Origin of the sequence: Micromonospora sp. DT81.3 (assembly GCF_049847225.1) — a bacterium.
Classification (GTDB): Bacteria; Actinomycetota; Actinomycetes; order Actinomycetales; family Microbacteriaceae; genus Microbacterium.
Window position 1 is genome coordinate 659,123 of sequence record NZ_JBNCNY010000002.1, and the last position, 15,186, is coordinate 674,308.

The following is a 15,186-nucleotide window of genomic DNA, read 5'->3' on the forward strand; positions in this document are numbered from 1 at the left end:
GCGAGTCGCTCTTGCCGGACGCTCATCCCCCGATGAGCTGCCGACAGACCTTCCTGCTGATGAGACGTCGGATGCCCCCGTCTATTACGCCGATCCGGGAAAGTTTCTTCTTGCCCTGGGAATCCGCCGTCGGGCTAGGCGAAACGGGCGCTGACCATGAGAATGGGTAAGGGGCCGGGGACCGCACTTCAGCGCGTGCCTTCTCGGACCCGCACCGTCCTCAGCGCCGAAGACCCGGAGCACCATGATCAGACCCGACGGATCCCCGACCGAGGGAACGCCACCGCTGCTCGGCGACACGGCCGATGCCGAACTGGTGCTGCGGACGCGCTCGGGAAACCGCGATGCGTTCGGCGAACTCTGGCGGCGGCACTATCGGTCCGCGGTCACCGTCGCGCGGTCGGTCACGTCCAGCCTCGACGCTGACGACCTCGTGCAAGAGGCCTACGCCCGCATCTACCAGTCCATCCTCAGGGGTGGAGGGCCGACCGGTTCGTTCCGCGCCTACCTCTTCACCAGCATCCGCAACACGGCGGCCGCGTGGGGTCGCTCGCGCAAGGAACTCCCATCCGACGAGCTCGACGCCATCGAGGACCCGGCAACCACCGAAGAGGCGACCGACGACGCCCTCGACCGCAGCCTCACCCACCGGGCATTCCAGAGCCTGCCTTCGCGCTGGCAGGAGGTGCTCTGGTACTCGGAGGTCGAGCAGATGAAGCCCGCCGAGATCGCGCCCCTCCTGGGCATGAAGCCCACGGCTGTCGCGCAGCTCACGTTCCGCGCCCGCGAGGGGCTTCGCGAGGCCTGGATCCAGGCGCACCTGCGCAGCGTCGAGGACGGCTCGGACTGCCAGTGGACCATCGAGCGGCTCGGGACGTACGCACGGAACAACCTCAGCACCCGCAACACCGTCAGGCTCGAGACGCACCTGTCGGAGTGCGCGCGCTGTGCGATCGTCGCCGGTGAGGCCAAGCACGTCTCGCACCGCCTGGCGCTCGTCCTCCTCCCCCTCACCGTGGGGGTGGCCGGCGCCGCCGGTTACCTCGCGTCGGTGCAGGGCGGCGGAGTGGCCATCGTGGCGTTGGCTGCGATGCCCTCGACGATCACCGAGGGCGCCGTCACCGTCGGAACGTCGGCAGGCGCCGCGGGTGCGGCGGGAACCGGCGCGGGCGCGGCAGGCTCGGCTGCGGCGGGAACCGGCGTCGGCGCCGCTGGGTCGGGCGCGGCCGGAATGGGCGCCGGAGCCGCAGGCACCGGTGCGAGCGCCGCCGGAACGGGCTTCGGTGCCGCCGGAACCGGCGTGAGCGCCGCGGGAACGGGCGTCAGCGCAGCCGGAACGGGCGTCAGCGCCGCCGGAACGGGCGTCAGCGCGGCAGGCTCGGGCGTCAGCGCGGCAGGCTCGGGCGTGGTCGCCGGAACGGGCGCGGGTGCCGCCGGCACAGGCGCTGCCGGAGCCGGCGCTGCCGGAGCCGGAATCAGCGCTGCGAGCGCAGGTGCGGGCGCAGCGGGCGTCGGCGCTGCGGGTGCAGGTACGACAGCGGGCGGGGCGGCCGTCGCTGGGGCCGGCGCAGGCGCCGCAGGCGCAAGCGCCGGCGCAGCAGGAGCCGGGCTCGCGAGCGCCGGCGCCGCAGGAGCGGGCGCGGCCGGAGCCGCAGCCGGTGCAGGCGCCGCCGGAGCGGGAGCCGCAGGAGCGGCCGCTGCGACCGGTGCAGGCGCCGCCGCCGGTGCGGGCGCCGCCGCTGCCGGCGCCGTCGCGGTTTCGAGCGTCGCCGCCGGTGCGAGCGCCGCCGCAGGCGCCGGCGCGGTTGTCGGGGCCGGGCTCGCCGCCGGGGCGGGACTGGCGGGCGCTTCGGCCGGTATCGCCGCCGGAGGGATGCTCTCGGGCCTGACCGCCGCTGCGAGTATCGCCGCAGCGAGCGTCGTGGTGGTCGGCGCCGTCGTAGCCGGCACCGTTGCTCCATCCATCGTGGCCGGGCCACCCGCCAGCTCCGTCTCGACGAATGACGCGAGCGCTCCGTCCAGCGGTGACGCCGCCATCTCTCCTCCCTCCAGTTCATCACTTCCCCCGGAGGGTCCTTGGCCCGGCGACCTGCCGGGCACTGCCCCCGGCGAAGGGGAGCAGGTCATCGTCGACGCTCCGACGGTGCCCGCCGAGTCTGTGACCGACCCGCAGGTGGACGACGCGGTGGCGCCGGGCGAGGTCCCCCCGGTCGATGTCCTTCCAGAGGCGGAGTCCGAGACGACTTCATCGCCCAGCCCCGCTCCGGAGAGCGACCCCACTCCTCAGAACGACACGCCTTCCGGGAACGACCCTTCTCAGACCGACGCTGCTCCTCAGACACCAGCGACCCCGCACAACCCGGGAAGCCCGCAGGACGGCACCCCGCCGGTAGAGCCCGCAGATCCGGCGCCCTTCGGCTCCCCCGCGGGAGCGCCCGCCGTCGGCGTGGTGACGGCGACGGAGCCGGATGGGCGGGAGCCGCGCGTCCTGTCGGTCTCCCTGTCGGGCGCTCCCGGCGCCGCCGTCGAGGTTCTCGTCGACGGAGCACTGTGGGCGACAACGACCCTGGGGGGCGACGGGAGCGGCGCGGTCACCCTGGAATTCAGCGCGCGCGAATTCACGACATCCGCTCTGCGTTTCGCGCATGCGGACGGTGACAGCACGCCCGAGCACTCGCCCGCGGTGTGGGACGCCCGTTACTGAGCCCGCATCCCCGCTGAGCCCGCACAGTGCCCGCATCCCCGCTGGCCCGCTGGCCCGCATCCTCGCGGGTCACGCCGAAGAGCGGCGCAGCGCCGGCGCCTAGAATGGAGCCATGTCCGAGTCGTCGCCCGTCGCTCCGCAGCGCCCCGAGGAGCCGCTTGCTCGTGCCCCGCTGGCCGGCCTCGACATCGTCCGGTTCCTCACCGAGATCTTCGCCTTCCTCACGTTCGCGCTCTGGGGCTTCCTCGCGTGGCCGTTCCCGTGGAACATCGTGGCCGGCATCGCGGCGCCCGCCGCAGCGATCCTGCTCTGGGCTCTGTTCGTATCCCCGAAAGCCGTCATCCCCACGCACCTCTTCGTGCGCTCCTTCGTGGAACTCCTGATCTTCGCGTCGGCGACCATCGCGTGGTGGAGCATGGGGCAGACCTGGATCGGTATCGCCTTCGCCGTGGTCGCCGTCACGTCGGGAGTGCTCTCGGGTCGCCGGCGACTCTCATGACGGCACACCTGCGAACCGACGTGGCGACCGACGTGCTGGCGCGCCTGCGCGCCGACCTCGGCGAGCACGTCGACACGAGCCCCGCGGCGCTCGAAGACGCCCGCGCCGACAAGTCCGGGCACCGGTCCACGGGTGCGCCGCTCGCCGTCGTGCACGCGGCATCCGTCGAAGACGTGCAGGCGACGCTGCGCATCGCGAGCGAGACGGACACGCCGGTGGTGACCCGCGGCGCGGGCACGGGCCTCGCCGGTGGGGCGAACGCCGGCCCCGGTGAGATCGCGCTCTCGACCCGCGGCATGACCCGCATCCTCGAGGTGCGCCCGGACGATCTGCTCGCCGTCGTCGAGCCCGGCATCCTGAACGCCGAGCTCAACGCCCACCTCGCGGGGCACGGCCTGTGGTGGGCGCCCGATCCGGCGAGCCGCGCCATCTCGACGGTCGGCGGCAACATCGCCACCGGCGCCGGCGGCCTGCTCTGTGCGAAGTACGGGGTCGTGCGGGACGCGGTGCTGGGCATCGACCTCGTGCTGGCCGATGGGCGCATCCTGCGGCTCGGTCACCGCAGCGTCAAGGGCGTCACCGGACTCGACCTCACGTCGCTCGTCATCGGATCGGAGGGCACCCTCGGCGTCATCGTCGGGGCGACGCTCAAACTGCGCCGGCTCGTGCCCGGGGTGCCGTGCACCGTGGCCGCGACGTTCCCCGACGTGCGCGCCGCCGCTGCCGCGTCTTCCGCAGTGACCGCGGCCGGACTGCAGCCGTCGATCATGGAGCTGATGGACGCCGCGTGCCTGGAGGCGGTGCACCGGCTGCTCGCGCTGCCGGCCCCCACGCCCGGCGCCGCTCAGCTCACGATCCAGACCGATGGGCCTGCGGCGGATGTCGAGGCCGACGCGATCGCGGCGGTGCTCACGGCCGGCGGTGGGACCGTCTCGCTGACGCACGACCCGGCCGAGGGCGAACGGCTGCTGGCGATCCGCCGGTCGATGCATCCGGCGATGGAGGCGCTCGGCACGACGCTGATCGAGGACGTCTCCGTACCGCGCAGCCGCCTCCCCGAGATGTTCGACGAGATCGCGCGGGTCGAGCGCGAGCACGGCGTGACGATCCCGACGGTGGCGCACGCGGGCGATGGCAACCTGCATCCGAACTTCATCTTCGACGCCCTTCCGGACGGCGAGGTGCCGGCTCACATCTGGGATGCCGCGGACGACCTCTTCCGCGCCGCCCTCCGCCTCGGCGGCACGCTGACCGGCGAGCACGGCATCGGCCTGCTGAAGCGGCGGTGGCTCGCCGACGAGCTCGGGGACGACCAGTGGAAGCTGCAGCGCGAGATCACCCGCGTCTTCGATCCGCAGGGAATCCTCAACCCCGGCAAGGTTTTCACGGAGTGACGTCCCCGCGGATCTTCGTCAGCGCTGCCGTGATCACGGATGTCGATGGGCGGGTGCTGGTCGTCCGCAAGCACGGCACCTCGGTGTTCATGCAGCCGGGGGGCAAGCCCGAGACCGGCGAGAGCGCCGCCGAAGCCCTGGCGCGCGAGCTGCACGAGGAGGTGGGCCTCGTCGTCCAGCCGCACGATCTGCAGCCGCTCGGGACGTTCGAAGCGGATGCGGCCAACGAGCCGGGGCATCGCGTCGTCGCGGCCGCGTTCCGCGTCGCCGCGGAGCCCGATGCCGTGTCGGCGCACGCCGAGATCGCCGAAGTGCGCTGGATCACTCCCGCCGATGTCTCGACGATGGCGCTGGCCCCGCTGAGCCTGGACTTCCTGCTCGCGCTGGCCTGGGGCTGAGCGGACGCGGGGCGGTCAGCCGCCGACGCTGCTGATCCTGTCGGCCCCGATCGTGATGATCACACGCACCTGGTCGCGGCCGCCGTACCAGCCATAGGGCTTGCCGCTGTACTTCTCCGAGAGGGTGTCGATGTGCTCGGCGCCGCCTTCCGCGGTCACGCTCAGCGCGCGACCCCGCACCTGGAAGAAACGTCGCGGCTTGGCGGGATCGCTGATCGTCAGGGCGACGCGGGGATCGCGACGGATGTTGCGGACCTTGAGGTGCGTGTCGACGCTGTTGACGATCACATGCTCGCCATCGGTGTCGACCCAGACCTGCGTCAGCTGCGGCGAGCCATCCCGCATGAGCGTCGCGATGTAGCAGGTGCTCGGCGCGCGCAGCAGGTCGAGGAGTCCGTCGGGAAGGATCATTGCTCGACCCTACGTCGGTCGTCGGGGGTGCCGGCGCGCTGGCCGAGAACCGGCGGCCGCTACAGGCCCTGCCACTCGGGCTTGTTGTCGAACGTGTACCGGTAGTAGTCGGCGAAACGCAGGCCGGATGCCGCCTCTTCGTCGATCACGACCGTGGCGTGCGGGTGCAGCTGAATCGCGGATGCGGGGAGCGAGGCCGTGACGGGGCCCTCCACGGCGCCGGCCACCGCCTCGGCCTTGCTGTCGCCGAAGGCGAGCAGCACGAGGTGCCCGGCGCGGAGGATGGTGCCGAGTCCCTGGGTGATGCAATGCCGGGGGACGTCGTCGATCGAGTCGAAGAACCGCGCGTTGTCGGAACGAGTCTGCTCGGTCAGGGTCTTGACACGCGTCAGGGAGGCGAACGACGACCCGGGCTCGTTGAAGCCGATGTGGCCGTCGGTGCCGATGCCGAGCAGCTGCAGCTCCACTCCCCCGGCCGCCCCGAGCGCCGCCTCGTAGTCCTCACCGGCATGCTGGATGCCCTGGAGCCGGCCGTCGGGCACCCGGATGCGGGCCGGATCGAGGCCGAGCGGCTCGATCACCTCACGCGCGATCACGGAGCGGTAGCTCTCCGGGTGCGCCGGGTCGAGGCCCACGTACTCGTCGAGGGCGAATCCGCGCACGGAGGAGAGGTCGAGGCCCTGCAGTCGCTCGGGCAGCGCCTCGTACACCGGCACAGGGGTGGATCCCGTCGCCAGCCCGAGCACCACATCGGGCGTCCGGCGGATCAGACGCGCGATCTCGTCGGCCACGAGGGCGCCGGCGGCCGCGGCATCCGGAACGATGACGATCTCAGCCATGCGTCAATACTCCCTCGGGGTCCCGCGTCGCACCCACCAGCGCGGCACCGAAGGCGGCCGCGGGGGATCCGGCGGGCAGCAGTTCGAAGCGCTCCTCGAGGCGGAGGGACTGCATGAAGGCGGATGCCGCGGCCCCGTCGCGCAGCTCTCGGCGCACGTCCGGCGCCAGACGGCCGCCCAGTGCGGTGAGGCCCCCTCCCAGCACGACGGCGTCGACGTCCGCGGTCAGCACGAGCACGCGAACTCCGGCGGCGATCCCGTGCGCGAGCCCCGCTCGCAGCGCGTGCGCGGTCGGGTCGCCCGCGTCGGCGGCATCGAAGACGTCGCGCACCGGCAGGGCACCGGGTCGTCCCCACCTCTGGGCGATGGCCGCGCCGCCGGCGAACGCCTCGATGCAGCCGCGCTGTCCGCAGCGGCAGAGGGGCCCGTTCGGATCGATCGAGATGTGCCCGACCTCACCGGCGGTCCCGCGCGCCCCGCGCCACAGCTCCCCGCCGGTCACGATGCCCGCGGCGATGCCGGTTCCGACATTGAGGAACGCCATCGAGCGAGCCCGGCCGTTGCCATCGCCGGGGCGGAGCGCGTCGGCGCCGAGCGCCGCGGCCTTGACATCGTTCTCGACCCGCACGGCCACACCGAGCTGCGGTTCGAGGGCCGCCCCCAGATCGAGCTCGTCGACTCCGAGGTTCACCGCGTGCGTCACGAGCGACGAACCCGGCTCGACCTGACCGGGGATGCCCACGCCGATGGAGGAGATCTCCCCCGACGCGATGCCGGCGTCGCGGCTGAGCGCGGCGACGGCGCGCAGCACCGTGGCGACCACGGCATCCGGTCCCCAGCCGGTGGCGAGGCGCACCCGCCCCACGATCTCGCCGGCGGGCGACACCGCGACCGCGTCGGTCTTGGTGCCCCCGACATCCAGGCCCACCCTCATGAGCCGACCTCCCCGTGGGAGTCGGCCGTTTGGTGCGTGCACATCAGCCCTTGACCGCCCCGGAGACCAGGCCGCCCGTCATCCGCCCCTGCACGAAGAGGAAGAAGATCACGACGGGGATGGCGATCATCGTCGAGCCGGCCATGACGGCACCCCAATTGGTGGCCTCGGTGGCGGATTGGAAGGAGTTGAGCCAGGTGGGCAGTGTCAGGTTGTAGCCCTTCATCAGCAGCAGGGCCATCGTGAACTCGTTCCACGACTGGATGAAGGCGAAGATGCCGGTCGCGACGAGACCAGGCGCGAGCAGGGGGAATGTGACCCGCCAGAACGCCTGCGACTTGGTGCACCCGTCGATCATCGCCGCCTCTTCCAGATCGGCCGGCACGCCGGCCACGAAGCCCCGCAGCGTCCAGATCGTGAAGGGCACGACCGCCGCGACGTAGACGATGCCGAGGCCGAGCATCGTGTTCATCAGACGCCAGTCGTCGATCATGCCGTAGATCGTGAACATCATCGCCTCGCCGGGCACCATCTGCACGATGAGCACCGCGACGATGAACCCGCGGCGGCCGCGGAAGTGGAAGCGCGCGACGGCGACGGAGGCGAGGAACGCGAACAGCAGCGTGACGACGATGACGCCTACCGTGACGATCGTCGACGTCAGAAGCGCGTGAGGGAAGTCTGTCTGACCGGGCGCCGCCTCGCGGGTCCAGGCGGTGACGTAGTTCTGCCACGTGAAGTCCAGGGGAAGAAGGCTCGGCGTGCGGCTGATGATCTTGTTGCCGGGGGTGAACGACATGTTCACCATCCAGTAGACGGGGAACACGCTCGCGAAGAAGACGATGAAGGCGGCGATGTTGAGGAGGGCGCGGACGCCGACCTTCTTGGCCGAGGGGCGGTGCGCCTCGATCGACCCTTTCTTCGGGGGCTTGGGTGCTGCCTCGTCGAGCACCTCGTCGACACCCATGGTGCCGAGCTGCGTGGCGGGAGTGACCTGGTAGCTCACAGCTCCTCCTCCTTGAGTGTGGTGCGGATGTAGCCCCACGACAGCGTGAGCAGCAGGATCACCATCACGACGCCGATGGCAGCCGTGATGCCGAACTCGCCCAGGCCCTGGCGGAACAGGTAGGTGCCCAGCACGTTCGTCTCGGAGGCGATCCCGCCGCGGCTCTGCAGCGCGTAGACCTGGGTGAAGATGCGGAGGTTCCAGATGATCTGAAGGATCAGCACCACCGTCAGCACGCTGCGCAGATAGGGGAAGACGACGAAGCGGAAGCGCTTGGTGCCGTTGGCGCCGTCGAGGGCGGCTGCCTCGAGAACCTCACCGGGGACCTGACCGAGGGCGGCATAGGTCGTGAAGGCCACGAACGGCACGCTCTGCCACACGATGAGGATCGTGAGCACGAAGTAGAACGACAGCGGGTCGATCAGCCACGAGTGGTTGGTCCAGTCGCTGGTGCCCGTGATCGTGTTGAGCAGGTAGTTGACCAGTCCGTACTCGGTGTCGAAGATCCAGCCCCAGACGACGGTGGCGGAGAGGGGCGGCATCGCCCATGCCAGCAGCAGCCCGACGGAGACGAGGATGCGCCACCCTCTGGTCAGCTTGGTCAGCAGGACGGCGACGAGCATGCCGAAGCCCATCGAGAGCACGGTCAAAACGACCATGATCCCGAGGCTGCGCATCAGCACCGCCGGGAAATCCGACTGCGTGAAGATCTCGATGTAGTTGTCGAAGCCGACGAAGTCGGGCAGCGTCCCCTGCACCTTGTCGCGCACCTCGTAGTCGGTGAACGACTGGATCACCATGAGCACGGCCGGATATCCGACCATGACCGCCAGGATGATCGCCGCCGGGGCGAGCAGGGTCCAGCCCGCGCGGCCGTCTCGGCGCAACCTGACGCGCTCGCGCAGGTACGCGTCGCTCTGCGGCACCCAGCTGGGCGTCTTGTCGGGGCGCCGACGGGTGGCGGTGTTCGCGCTCATGGCGCCTCCTCTCGGTGGATCGGGGAAATCGGGGGGATGGGGGTCCCGGCTCTCGCCGGAACCCCCGGTCGTGCGGTGGTCAGTCGTTCAGGATCGCTTCGACGGCGTCGTCCAGCTCGGTCGCGATCTGCTCGACGTCGCCGCCCTGGGCGATGGCGACAAGCGCGTCCGGGATGATCAGGGCCTTCTCGACCTCGCCCCAGTTGGGGCTCATCGGCGTGAACTTCGAGTTGGCGAGCGCGGTGGCCTGGGCCTGCGTGATCGCGTCATCGGGCAGGTACTGCGCCGCCGAGATGAGTCCGGGCGTGAGGCCACCCTCGGCGAGGAGCTTGTGGTAGCCCTCGGAGAGCATGATCTCGAGCGCCGCCTGGGCCATCTCGGGGCTGCTGCTCTTCTGCGCGATGGCGACGTTCGATCCGCCCGCGAAGATCGGAGCGGTCTCGCCGGCCGTCATGCCGGGCAGCGGGAACGCGGCCAGGTCGGCGCCGTAGGTGTCGGGGCAGCCGGGGTTCTCGTCGTCGGCCGGGGCGAGGATCGACCACTTCACCCAGCCGGGAGCGGAGAGGTATCCGATCTCGCCGGCGCAGAAGGGCACCTGCGGGTCGGCCTCGTCGCCGTCCGCCGGCGCGTTCGTGGCGTTGAGGTAGACCTCCTGGAGCTGCGTCAGGCCCGCGAGGCTCTCCTCGCTGGAGAACTGCGCGTCCCACTCGTCGCCGTCCTGGACCGCGATCTCTCCACCGTGCGCCCACACGTAGGCCAGAGCGTTGTACCAGTCCTTGCCGGGCGCGTAGATGCCCGAGACGGTGTCGGTCGTCATGGCGATGCCGTTGTCCACGTACTCGTCGAGCGTCGTGGGCAGCTCCCCCGTGGCGATCTGCGGCGAGTAGAAGACGATGCGGCCACCGGCGTAGTACGGGGCGGCGTAGAACGAGCCGTCGTACGTGCCCGCGTCCACGAGACCCGGAAGCAGGTCGTCGCCGCCGAGGTCGCCTTGGATGTCGCTGATGTCGAGGAACAGGCCCTGGTCGATGAAACCGAGAGCCTGGGTGTTGCCCACCTCGACGACGTCCGGCGAGTCGCTGGAGGAGAGAGCGGCGACGTACGTCTCGCTCGTGTCGGCCCAGGTCTTCTCCTCGACCGTGAGCGTCCAGCCCTCGTTCTCGGCCTCGAACGTGTCCTTGAGGTAGTCACGCGCCGTGTCCGGCGTGTCGGTGCCGACGAGCCAGACCGTCAGGTCGCCCGTCTCCGCCGCTTCTTCGGGAGTGCCGCCGGTGCCACCGGCACAACCCCCGAGGACCACAGCCGATGCGCCCAGAAGGGCGAGGGCTCCGAGCTTCTTGTTCATGGTGTCTTCCTTTTTCGTTTTCTCTTGGTGAAGTACTCGCGTACTTCCCGTAGGGCCGGGCGACCCTCCAGGGGGAATGGGGTGTGCGACGTTGCCTATGACACCCCGAGTTGTCCCGACAGGACCATGACGGCCGCGCCGCGCAGGACGATGTCCTGGCCTTGCTCCGTCATCCGCACCCGCACGCTGTCGTGGAACTTCTTGAGCGTCCGGGCGCGGAGTGTCTCGACGGTCGCTGTGGCGAGGGGTCCGTCGAGGAGTTCGGGAGGGCCGGAGAGCACGATCTCCGACAGGTCGAGCACACCCACGACGGGCGCGAGGGCGATTCCGAGGCGCTCGCCCGCGTCTCGCAGGATGCCGTCGGCGTCGGCGGCGGGAGCGGCGGCGAGCCGCGCAGTGAGCGCCGGGACCGACAGCCAGGCCTCCAGGCATCCGACCTTGCCGCAGACGCAGTCGGGCCCGCCGTCGGTGCCGACCGTGACGTGGCCGATCTCACCGGCGGCGTAGTGGCTGCCGAGCATCGGCTGGCCGCTCGAGAGCACCCCGGACCCGACCCCGCGCCCGACCTTGATCAGCACCGTATCGCCGGGTGCGCCGCCGAACGTGTACTCGGCGAGCACGGCGGCGTTCGCGTCGTTCGCGACGATCACGGGCAGGCGCAGCTGGTCGTGCAGCAGCCGCTCCAGCGGCACGTCGGTCCAGCCGAGATTCGGGGCGCGCAGCACCATGCCATTGGGCGCAACGACGCCCGGCGTGCCGACGCCTACCCCGAGGATGGGCGACGTGGTGGCCGAGACCAGCGCACGCGCCAGCTCGAGGACGGCTGCGATCGCGGCATCCCCGTCGAGGTCCACCGGCCGGGGCACCTCGCGACGCGACACGATGTCGCCGTCGAGGGTGAGCACCGCTCCGAGCAGCGCGTCGGGACCGGATAGGTCCAGGCCGATGATGTGATGGCCGCCGCGGTCCATGTCGACGAGGATCGCCGGCTTGCCGGGTCCCGACGCCTCTCGCACGCCCTTCTCGATCACGATGCCGTCGGAGATCAGCTCGGCCACGAGATCGGAGATCGTGACCCGGGTGAGGCCGGTCTCGCGGGCGAGATCGGCACGGCTCATCGCCCCGTCGTGGTAGAGCGTCTGCAGCACGAGAGCGCGGTTGTGCCCGCGGGCGTGTTCGGGCAGCACCTTGACGCGCGACCGGAGGGTGCGGCCGGGCCCGAACGTGTGGCCGTTCGAGGCTCCCGTGGGTTGCGCGGACTCGACAGTGGAAGAGCCGCGCTGCACTTCCGATGCAGTCATGTTTGTTAGTAGACCTTACGAACAAAGGGCGCGCAAGCGTGCAGGCGGGTTTATTCGGACTGTTTACAAAACCGTTACATTCGAATTGTGGGGCGCCCCCGCGGGCGGAAACAGGATGCCGCGGACCCTGCGTCTCCGCGGCCGCGCACCTCCCCCGTACGATGGAAGAACCGATCGAGAGGCAGCCATGAACCGCCGCATCACCGCTCTGACCATCGCCGCCGTGGCCGTTCTCGGCCTCACGTCGTGCGCCGCAACGCCCTCGACGGGTGGAGGGACCGCCGGTTCGAGCGAGCCCAGCGCCTCGGCCTCGCAGGCGCCGGAGGCGTCCGGCGGCTCGGAGTCCGACTCCGATTCCAGCACCGGCGGCGGCGACTCGTCCGGCATCGCGGACGCGTGTGCCGTCATCGGTCAGGCGATCACCGACGCCACGGCCGGGATGGAGGGCGTGGAGCCGTCCGCCGACCCGCAGGCAGCCATCGACGCCATGAACGCCTCCGCCGAGGCGATCGGCGCGGCGATCTCCGACATCGACAACGAAGAGGTTGCCGCCGCCGCGAAGGGCCTGCAGGAGGGCTTCGCCGGGATCGCCGAGGCGACGGCGGCCGTCATGGGCGGCGACGTGACCAAAGCCGCGGAGCTGGAGACGCTCAGCACCGAGTTCGAGGAGTCCTTCACCGCGTTCCAGGAGCTCTGCGTACAATAGCCGGCGCGCCGCCCGCATCACGATTGGAACACTCCCGCAACGTCCTCGTGAACTCGTCCCCTACTATGAGAGAGGGGGCAAGGCAAATACGGGGGTTATTTCGTGACCGATCTGGCCACAAAAGCGGACGCTGCGGACAGCGAGGAGACGGGCAACGGCATCCAGCCGGAGAACGACACCGTCGTTCTCGACGACCCCGGCGAGCCCGCCCTCGAGTGGGCCCCGGCCGAGCCGCAGCCGAAGAAGCGGCACCTGGCGCTCTGGATCGGCATCCCCGTGGGGGTTCTGGTGCTCGGCTTGGGCGTCGCGTCCACCATCCTGATCGCCCCGGGCGTGACCATCGCCGGCGTGCCGGTCGGCGGGATGACGCCCGGTGCGGCGGCCGATGCCGTGCAGACCTCCCTCGCTGCCACCACCGTCGTGCTGACTACCCCGGACGGCGAGGTCTCCGTCACGGGTGCAGAGCTCGGCGCCGTGATCGACGCCAAGGCCCTCGCGAACGAGGCCTATGGCGAGTACCCGTTCTGGAAGGTCGGCGCGTGGAACCCGGGGCCGATCGCCGGCACCGTCGTGCTCGAGCCGGACGAAGCGTCGGCCACGCTGAGATCCGCGGCTCCCGCCCTCTACGTCGATCCCGTCGACGCCAACGTCGTGTTCGATCCGGCGACCGGCGCCTATGGCGTCGTCGCCGCCGTGCCGGGCACGGGCGTCGACGTGGATGCGGTCGGCGCGGCCCTCTCGGAGGCGCTTGCCGCCGGTGAGGGCTCGATCACCATCGACGTGCCCCCAGAAGCGGTCGAGGCCACGATCACCACACCCGAGGCGGAGGCGGGAGCCGGTCAGGTCAACGCCATGCTCGCCGGGTCCGGTTTCTACATCGGCGAAGAGCGCACCGTTCCCGTTGACGGTGCGACGACGGCCTCGTGGATGGCGGTGACGCTCGACGAAGCGGGAGCGCCCGTCATCACGGCCGACCCCGCCGCGATGCAGCCCTTCATCGCCGGGCTTCCGGCGGCCGTGAACCGCAGTCCCGTCAACGCCGCCACCGTCGTGAACAGCGGCGGTGCGGTGCTGCGGACGGCGACGGCCGGAGTGGCGGGGCGCGAGCTCCCCACCACCGATGGCCTGGCCGATCAGTTCGCCGCGCAGCTGTCGCAGGGCAATGCCGCGTTCCAGCTTCCCGTCGTCGAGACGCCGTTCAAGACGCTGAGCGTCGTGCGTCTGCTCGAGGTCGACCTGAGCGAGCAGCGCCTCTACCTCAAAGAGAACGGCGCGGTCGTGGACTCGTGGGCGATCTCCAGCGGCAAAGCCTCGACGCCTACGTACACCGGTCGCTACACGATCAACACGCACCTGCGCAGCCAGACCATGCGGGGCCCGGAGAAGGACGCCCGTGGCAACATCCTGAAGGACGCCGCCGGAAACACGGTGTACTACGAGACGAAGGACGTGCCGTGGATCACCTACTTCAACGGTGACCAGGCGTTCCACGGCGTCTACTGGCACTCCAACTGGGGCAACCGCATGAGCCACGGGTGCGTCGGCATGCCGATCCCCCGCGCACAGCAGGTCTACGAGTGGTCGTCGAACGGAACGGACGTCTGGATCCACGACTGAGTCCGGAGGGCGCGTGCCGCCGACGCCCGATATCGTGAATCGGTGCCCCGTTTCGATCTGACCCTGCCCGAACTCGAGACCTACCGCCCGGACGTCCTCGAGCCCGACGACTTCGACGCGTTCTGGACCGACACACTGGAGTCCGCCCGGGCTGCGGGCGGCCAGGTCACGGTGACACCGGTGCAGACTCCGCTGCGCGCGGTCGAGGTGTTCGATGTCACGTTCCCCGGCTTCGCCGGCGATCCGGTCAGCGGATGGCTGCTGCTCCCCTCGGGCGCGGAGGGACCACTCCCCGCCGTGATCGAGTACAACGGGTACGGCGGCGGGCGCGGCCTGCCGCACGAGCGACTGGGGTGGGCCGCATCCGGTTATGCGTACTTCTTCATGGACACCCGCGGCCAGGGCTCCGGCTGGGGCAGCGGAGGCTCGACCCCCGACCCGCACGGCTCGGGGCCGGCGAGCCCCGGCTTCATGACCCGCGGCATCGACGACCCCGCCGACTACTACTACCGCCGGGTGTTCACCGACGCGGTGCGCGCGATCGATGCCGTCCGGGGCATGGAACGAGTGGATGCCGCGCGCGTCGCGGTCTGCGGCGGAAGCCAGGGCGGGGGCATCGCCCTCGCGGCCGCCGGTCTGACCGAGGGCCTCGTCGCCGTGATGCCCGACGTGCCGTTCCTCTGCCACTTCGAGCGGGCCGTCGGGATGACCGACGCCGATCCGTACGGCGAGGTCGTCCGCTACCTCTCCGTGCACCGCGGGGCCGAAGAACGCGTGTTCCGAACGCTCTCGTACTTCGACGGCGTCAACATGGCCAAGCGCGCCACGGCTCCCGCCCTGTTCTCGACCGCGCTGCTCGACCAGGTCTGCCCACCGTCGACCGTGTTCGCCGCGCGCAACCACTATGCGTCTTTTCACAACGGTGGCTCGCTCCAGAACGGCGCCGCACGCCTGGAGGCCGGGATCTCGGTCTACGCGCACAACCAGCACGAGGGCGGAGCGGCCTACCAGTGGGTCGCCCAGGCGGAGTTCCTGTCCCGCTTCGTCTGACCGCA

At 70.7% G+C, this 15,186-nt stretch carries 14 protein-coding genes; 7 read left to right on the forward strand and 7 right to left on the reverse strand.

Annotated elements, in window-relative coordinates; translation table 11 throughout:
- Nucleotides 1-244 precede the first annotated feature (244 nt).
- From ACPW96_RS07290 to ACPW96_RS07305, 4 genes are all read left to right on the forward strand, one after another.
- Nucleotides 245-2,704 (forward strand): sigma-70 family RNA polymerase sigma factor, encoded by a 2,460-nt coding sequence (locus ACPW96_RS07290; RefSeq protein ID WP_425882508.1) that lies wholly within the window; start codon nt 245-247, stop codon nt 2,702-2,704.
- Nucleotides 2,705-2,816: 112 nt separating this feature from the next.
- Nucleotides 2,817-3,203, forward strand: a complete 387-nt coding sequence (locus tag ACPW96_RS07295) for a YrdB family protein (RefSeq protein ID WP_425882509.1) — start codon at nt 2,817-2,819, stop codon at nt 3,201-3,203.
- The gene (locus ACPW96_RS07300) at nt 3,200-4,597 is read left to right on the forward strand and encodes an FAD-binding oxidoreductase (RefSeq protein WP_425882510.1); all 1,398 of its coding nucleotides are present in this window, start codon (nt 3,200-3,202) and stop codon (nt 4,595-4,597) included. The genes ACPW96_RS07295 and ACPW96_RS07300 overlap by 4 nt, the downstream gene beginning before the upstream one ends.
- A complete protein-coding gene (locus ACPW96_RS07305) occupies nt 4,594-4,995 on the forward strand; it encodes an NUDIX hydrolase (protein ID WP_425816883.1) in 402 nt (133 codons plus the stop codon). Before ACPW96_RS07300 ends, ACPW96_RS07305 begins: the two co-directional genes overlap by 4 nt.
- Before the next feature lie 15 nt (nt 4,996-5,010).
- Here the strand turns inward: ACPW96_RS07305 and ACPW96_RS07310 are convergent, their stop codons facing one another.
- The 7 genes from ACPW96_RS07310 to ACPW96_RS07340 all read right to left on the reverse strand — a co-directional run bounded on the left by ACPW96_RS07310 (nt 5,011) and on the right by ACPW96_RS07340 (nt 11,808).
- Complete coding sequence (locus ACPW96_RS07310) at nt 5,011-5,406, reverse strand: PPOX class F420-dependent oxidoreductase (RefSeq protein ID WP_425882511.1); 396 nt, start codon at nt 5,404-5,406, stop codon at nt 5,011-5,013.
- A 59-nt stretch (nt 5,407-5,465) separates the two neighbouring features.
- On the reverse strand, nt 5,466-6,245 hold the full coding sequence (locus ACPW96_RS07315; RefSeq protein ID WP_425882512.1) for a glucosamine-6-phosphate deaminase: 780 nt from the start codon (nt 6,243-6,245) through the stop codon (nt 5,466-5,468).
- A complete protein-coding gene (locus ACPW96_RS07320) occupies nt 6,238-7,179 on the reverse strand; it encodes an ROK family protein (protein WP_425882513.1) in 942 nt (313 codons plus the stop codon). Before ACPW96_RS07320 ends, ACPW96_RS07315 begins: the two co-directional genes overlap by 8 nt.
- A gap of 43 nt (nt 7,180-7,222) precedes the next feature.
- Entirely contained in the window at nt 7,223-8,185 is a 963-nt protein-coding gene (locus ACPW96_RS07325; protein WP_425882514.1) for a carbohydrate ABC transporter permease, read from the reverse strand.
- The gene (locus ACPW96_RS07330) at nt 8,182-9,162 is read right to left on the reverse strand and encodes a carbohydrate ABC transporter permease (RefSeq protein WP_425882515.1); all 981 of its coding nucleotides are present in this window, start codon (nt 9,160-9,162) and stop codon (nt 8,182-8,184) included. The genes ACPW96_RS07325 and ACPW96_RS07330 overlap by 4 nt, the downstream gene beginning before the upstream one ends.
- A gap of 79 nt (nt 9,163-9,241) precedes the next feature.
- Nucleotides 9,242-10,507, reverse strand: a complete 1,266-nt coding sequence (locus tag ACPW96_RS07335) for an extracellular solute-binding protein (RefSeq protein ID WP_425882516.1) — start codon at nt 10,505-10,507, stop codon at nt 9,242-9,244.
- A 95-nt stretch (nt 10,508-10,602) separates the two neighbouring features.
- On the reverse strand, nt 10,603-11,808 hold the full coding sequence (locus ACPW96_RS07340; protein ID WP_425882517.1) for an ROK family transcriptional regulator: 1,206 nt from the start codon (nt 11,806-11,808) through the stop codon (nt 10,603-10,605).
- Between the two features lie 187 nt (nt 11,809-11,995).
- On the opposite strand from ACPW96_RS07340, the gene ACPW96_RS07345 reads away from it, so the two are divergent.
- From ACPW96_RS07345 to ACPW96_RS07355, 3 genes are all read left to right on the forward strand, one after another.
- Nucleotides 11,996-12,514: a hypothetical protein gene (locus ACPW96_RS07345; protein WP_425882518.1), complete on the forward strand. Its 519-nt coding sequence runs from the start codon at nt 11,996-11,998 to the stop codon at nt 12,512-12,514.
- Between the two features lie 102 nt (nt 12,515-12,616).
- Nucleotides 12,617-14,131 (forward strand): L,D-transpeptidase family protein, encoded by a 1,515-nt coding sequence (locus ACPW96_RS07350; RefSeq protein WP_425882519.1) that lies wholly within the window; start codon nt 12,617-12,619, stop codon nt 14,129-14,131.
- Nucleotides 14,132-14,173: 42 nt separating this feature from the next.
- On the forward strand, nt 14,174-15,181 hold the full coding sequence (locus ACPW96_RS07355) for an acetylxylan esterase (protein ID WP_425882520.1): 1,008 nt from the start codon (nt 14,174-14,176) through the stop codon (nt 15,179-15,181).
- Nucleotides 15,182-15,186: the final 5 nt, after the last annotated feature.